Genomic DNA, 4,992 nt, shown 5'->3' on the forward strand with positions numbered 1-4,992 from the left:
CTCCTGGACGCTGCCGACGTTCGCCGGCTTGGTCACGTAGTCCTGGGCGCCCGCGACGAGCGCGTCGAGCGTGGCCGACGCGCCGCGCTCGGTGAGCGTGGAGAACATGACGATCGGCATCCGGTGTCCCGAGCGTCGCAGCGCGCGGACCGCCTCGATGCCGTCCATCTCCGGCATCTCGATGTCCATGGTCACCAGGTCCGGTGCCAGCTGGGCCACCTTCGCCTGGGCCAGCTTCCCGTTGGCCGCGACCCCGACGACCTCGATCTCCGGGTCTCTCGACAGCGCGTCGGTGACGAGTCGGCGGACGACGACCGAGTCGTCGACCACCAGCACGCGGATCCTCGTCACGGTTCCTCCAGGGTCGGGCACCGGGATTCCGGTGTCGTGCTGCCTATCGGCGTGGGCGCGGGCGTTGTGAGCGGGTCAGAAGGTGAACGCGGACACGCGGTCGCGCAGGCGGTGCGACAGGACCGCGAGCTCGTCGACCTGTCCGCCGACCTCCACGAGCACGTCGGTGCTGCTCTGGGCCGCGGACGCCACACCCGTGATGTTCACGGCGATCTCCCCGGAGCCGGTCGCGGCCTCGGCCACACCGCGCGACATCTCGTTCGTCGTCGCCGTCTGCTCCTCGACCGCGGACGCGATAGTCAGCTGGAAGTCGTTGATGGACGTGACGATGGCGCTGATCTCCGCGATCGCGGACACCGCACCGGCCGTCTCCTGCTGGATGGCCTCGACCCGGCGCGCGATGTCCTCGGTGGCGCGGGCCGTCTCCGACGCGAGCTCCTTGACCTCCCCCGCGACGACGGCGAACCCCTTGCCCGCCGCCCCGGCGCGCGCGGCCTCGATGGTGGCGTTGAGGGCCAGCAGGTTGGTCTGCGCGGCGATGCTGGTGATCGTCTTGACCACGTTGCCGATCTGCTGGCTGGACTCACCGAGCCGGGCGACCTGCTGGTTGGTGGCCTCGGCCACGCCGGTCGCCTTGTGCGCCACCTTGGCGGCCTCGGTCGCGTTCTGCGCGATCTCCCGGATGGAGGCACCCATCTGCTCGGCGCCCGCCGCCACCGCCTGGACGTTGCGGCTGACCTGCTCGGCCGCTGCGGCGACCACCCCGGCCTGCGCGCTGGTCTCCTGCGCCGCACCGGCCACGCGCCCGTTGGACTCGGTGAGCTGCTCGGCAGAGGCCGCGACACCGGCCGCCGTCTCGACGACGCCCGCRAGCGTGGCCCGCAGCGACGTCTGGGCGCGGGTGAGCGAGGCGGCCATCCGGCCGGTCTCGTCGCCCGACTCGACGGGCGAGACGACCGTGAGGTCGCCGTCCGCCATGGCGTCGAGGGACGCCTGGACGCTCCGGACGGCGCGCGTGATCCGCCGGGTGACCGCCGCGGCGAGCGCCCCGGAGAACAGGGCGCCGAGCACGAACGCGATCGCGAGCACCAGGATCGTCTGGTCGACCTCGGCCTGGCCGGCGGCGAGGATCTCGTCGACCTGCGCGTCCACCTGGCCCTGCGCGAGCGCGAGCGGGCGGCCGGCGGCGTCGGGGTCCGCGGCCGCGCTGGCCCGGATCGCCGCGGCGAGACCGACCTGGTCACCGGCCTGCACGAACGGCACCAGGGTGGCGTCGCGGTACGCGACCCAGGCGTCCCAGCGGGTGACGAAGTCGGACCACTGCGCGGTCTCGGCCTGCGGGAACTCCTCGATCACGGCGATCTGTCGCGCGACGTCGCCGTCCACCCAGTCCGACGACGTGAGCAGCTGGGTGCGGACCGCGGGGTCGGTCGCCTCGACCGCCCGGTGCACCAGCAGGTGGCTGCGCGCCTGCGCGGTCCGCAGCTCCGCCATCGCGGACTGCAGCCGACCAGTGAGCGCGGACATGTCCTGCAGGTGCTCGCCCGCACGGTAGAGCGCGACCGCACCGGCGCCGCCGACCAGCCCGAACATGGTGCCCAGCACCACCAGGGCCGTCGCGATCTTGGCGCCGATGGGCCGGTCCCAGAACCAGCGGGCGCGCGTACGGGTCGTCGTCACTTGGATCCTCCAGCGGGCGGGGTGCCCAGCTCGTCCTGCGAGTAGTAGCCGCCGTCCACGAGGACCTCGCGGTAGTTGTCGAGCGTGACCAGCTGCGGGGCCAGCAGATAGGACGGGACCACCTGCACGCCGTTGTCGTACGACGTCGTGTCGTTCACCTCGGGCTCGTCGCCGGCCAGCAGGGCGCGCACCATCTGCACGGCCACCTCCGCCAGCTGCTGGGTGTCCTTGTAGACGGTCGAGTACTGCTCGCCCGCGACGATGGAGCGCACCGACGCCAGCTCGGCGTCCTGGCCCGGGACCACCGGCAGCGCCGGTCCGTCCCCGCCGTAGCCGAGTCCCGAGCGCGCCGCATCGAGCACCGCGATCGCGATGCCGTCGTTGGGGGCCAGGATCCCGTCGAGGTGCAGGCCGCCCAGGTACGGACCGGTCAGCGTCTGCAGGCGTGCCGCCGCGGTCTCACCCTTCCACCCGGGCGTCCCCACGGTGGCGAAGTCGGTCTGGCCCGAGGGCACGACGAGCACGCCGGAGTCGAGGTACGGCTGCAGCACCGACATGGCGCCCTGGTAGAAGACCGTGGCGTTGTTGTCGTCGGGCGAGCCCGCGAAGATCTCGATCGCCCACGGACCGGGGGCGGACGTCCGGGCGCCCGACGCGTCGATCGCGCCGAGGCCGGTCAGCAGGGCGTTCGCCTGGAGGACGCCGACGCTCCAGTTGTCGAACGAGGCGTAGTAGCCGACGTCCGGGCTGTCCCGGATGAGCCGGTCGTAGGACAGGATCGCGATCCCGGCCGACGCCGCCTGGGACAGCACCCCGCGCAGCTTGCTGCCGTCGACGGCACCGACCACCAGGGCGTCCGCCCCGGCGTCGATCATCGCGGTGAGCTGCGCGATCTGGGTGTCCACGCTGTCGTCGGCGTACTGCAGGGAGACGTCGTAGCCGAGCGACGTGAACTGCGCCTCCAGGTTCTCGCCGTCACCGATCCAGCGCTCCTGCACGGTGGTCGGCATCGCGACCCCGACCAGCTGGGTCTCGTCGTCGGCACCGGGTCCGGCGCAGCCGGTCGCGAGGAGGCCGACCGCCACGAGGGCGGCCGCGGTGCGCTTCATCGACGCGCCCATCAGAACTGGAACGCCGAGACGCGGGTGCGCAGGTCGTGGGACAGGCGGGCGAGCTCGCCGACCGCCTGACCCATCTGACCGAGCACCTCCGAGGACGACGCCGCCGACGCCGCGACCCCACCGATGTTSAYCGCGATCTCCCCCGASCCCGTCGCCGCCTCCGCGACCCCCCGCGACATCTCGTTCGTCGTCGCCGTCTGCTCCTCCACCGCCGAGGCGATCGTCAGCTGATAGTCGTTGATCGAGGCGATGATCGCCGCGATCTGCCCGATCGCCGCCACCGCCCCCGTGGTGTCCGCCTGRATSGCCTCCACCCGCCGCGCGATGTCCTCCGTCGCCCGAGCCGTCTCCGAGGCCAGCTCCTTGACCTCCCCGGCCACCACCGCGAACCCCTTGCCCGCCTCACCCGCACGCGCCGCCTCGATCGTGGCGTTCAACGCCAACAAGTTCGTCTGCTCCGCGATGCTCGTGATCGTCTTGACCACATTCCCGATCTGCTGGCTGGACTCCCCCAACCGCGCCACCTGATCGTTCGCCGACTCCGCCGCCGACGTCGCCTGACCCGCCACCTTCGCCGCCAGGTTCGCGTTCTGCGCGATCTCCCGGATCGAAGCACCCATCTGCTCCGCACCCGCCGCCACCGCCTGCACGTTGCGCGACACCTGCTCCGCAGCCGCAGCCACCACACCCGCCTGCGCCGACGTCTCATCCGACCCCGCCGCCACCTGACCCGACGACGCCGACAGCTCCTCCGCCGCCGCCGCCACCGTCTCCGACGTCTCCACCACACCRGCCAGGGCGGACCGCACCGCGTCCTGCGCCTTGTTCAGCGCGTGCGCCATGCGGCCCAGCTCGTCGTCGGAGACCACGTCGGCGCGGACCGTGAAGTTGCCGGCCGCCATCGCGTTGAGCGAGTGGCGTACGCGCTGCACCGCGGCGAGCACGTTGCCGGCGATCACGAACCCGAGCACGAGGGTCACGAGGAGGGCGACGCCCAGGCTGACCATCAGGATCACGGCGGCGCGGTTGGCCTCGTCCGAGGACGCGTCCGCGAGGTCGTCCGTGTACGTGACGGTGGAGACGACCATCTTGTCGAGGTCGCCCACGAACGCGTCGACGAGCGGCTGACCGATCGCGAGGGCGTTGGTGTAGAGGACGGTGTTGCCCGAGGTCGCCGCGGGGACCAGCTGCTCGTCGCGGACCTTGAGCCAGGCGTCGTAGTCGGTGACGAAGGCCTGCCAGTTGGGGTCCACGCCGGCCCCGGAGGCCTCGTACACCTCCATCGCCTCCGCCATCTCGGCGTCGTTGGCGTCCTGCTTGCCCAGCCACGACTTCTCGGCGGTCGGCGAGTCCACGGCCGCCAGCTGGGCGATGATGAGCCGCGCCTGAGCCTGGCCGAGCTGGATCTTCACCCGGGTCCCGACGATGTCCGACTGGATCATGGCGAGGGTCTGGGAGTCCGCCGCCGCGGCGCGCAGCGCGGTGACGGCGTAGGCGCCCGACCCGATGGCCACGACGGCGAGCAGCAGGATCGCGGTGAGGATCTTGGTGCGCACCGAGCGGTTCCGGAACCACGCGCCCGGGCGGCGAGAAGCCTGGGCGGTGCTCGACGGGTGGGTGGTGCTCATGGTGCTGGCTCCTCGGGTGCGCGATCGGGCGTCGGCCCACCGATCGGCCGCCTTCCCGTGGAAATGAGCCCTCGCGCGCCGACGCCCCGCCGCGGGTGTGCGGCGGGGCGTCGGTCTGGATCGGTCTGTCCGGATCGCGCTCAGAACGTGAAGGCGGACACCCGGGTGCGCAGGTCGGTGGACAGCCGGGCGAGCTCGCCGACCGCCTGACC

The 4,992-nt window shown here is 72.3% G+C and carries 4 protein-coding genes; all 4 read right to left on the bottom strand.

Features of this window, described 5'->3' with window-relative positions; all coding sequences use genetic code 11:
• The coding region (locus tag AC1DUQ_RS17465; protein ID WP_477074224.1) for a response regulator at nucleotides 1-351 on the bottom strand (351 nt) is incomplete at its 3' end.
• Nucleotides 352-426: 75 nt separating this feature from the next.
• Nucleotides 427-2,031, bottom strand: a complete 1,605-nt coding sequence (locus AC1DUQ_RS17470; RefSeq protein ID WP_477060063.1) for a methyl-accepting chemotaxis protein — start codon at nucleotides 2,029-2,031, stop codon at nucleotides 427-429.
• Nucleotides 2,028-3,140, bottom strand: coding sequence for a substrate-binding domain-containing protein (locus tag AC1DUQ_RS17475; RefSeq protein WP_477060062.1), 1,113 nt, complete (start codon nucleotides 3,138-3,140; stop codon nucleotides 2,028-2,030). Before AC1DUQ_RS17475 ends, AC1DUQ_RS17470 begins: the two co-directional genes overlap by 4 nt.
• 11 nt (nucleotides 3,141-3,151) lie before the next feature.
• Nucleotides 3,152-4,780, bottom strand: a complete 1,629-nt coding sequence (locus AC1DUQ_RS17480) for a methyl-accepting chemotaxis protein (RefSeq protein WP_477074225.1) — start codon at nucleotides 4,778-4,780, stop codon at nucleotides 3,152-3,154.
• Nucleotides 4,781-4,992 lie beyond the last annotated feature (212 nt).

This window comes from Cellulomonas sp. P4_B5_2 (genome assembly GCF_056402235.1).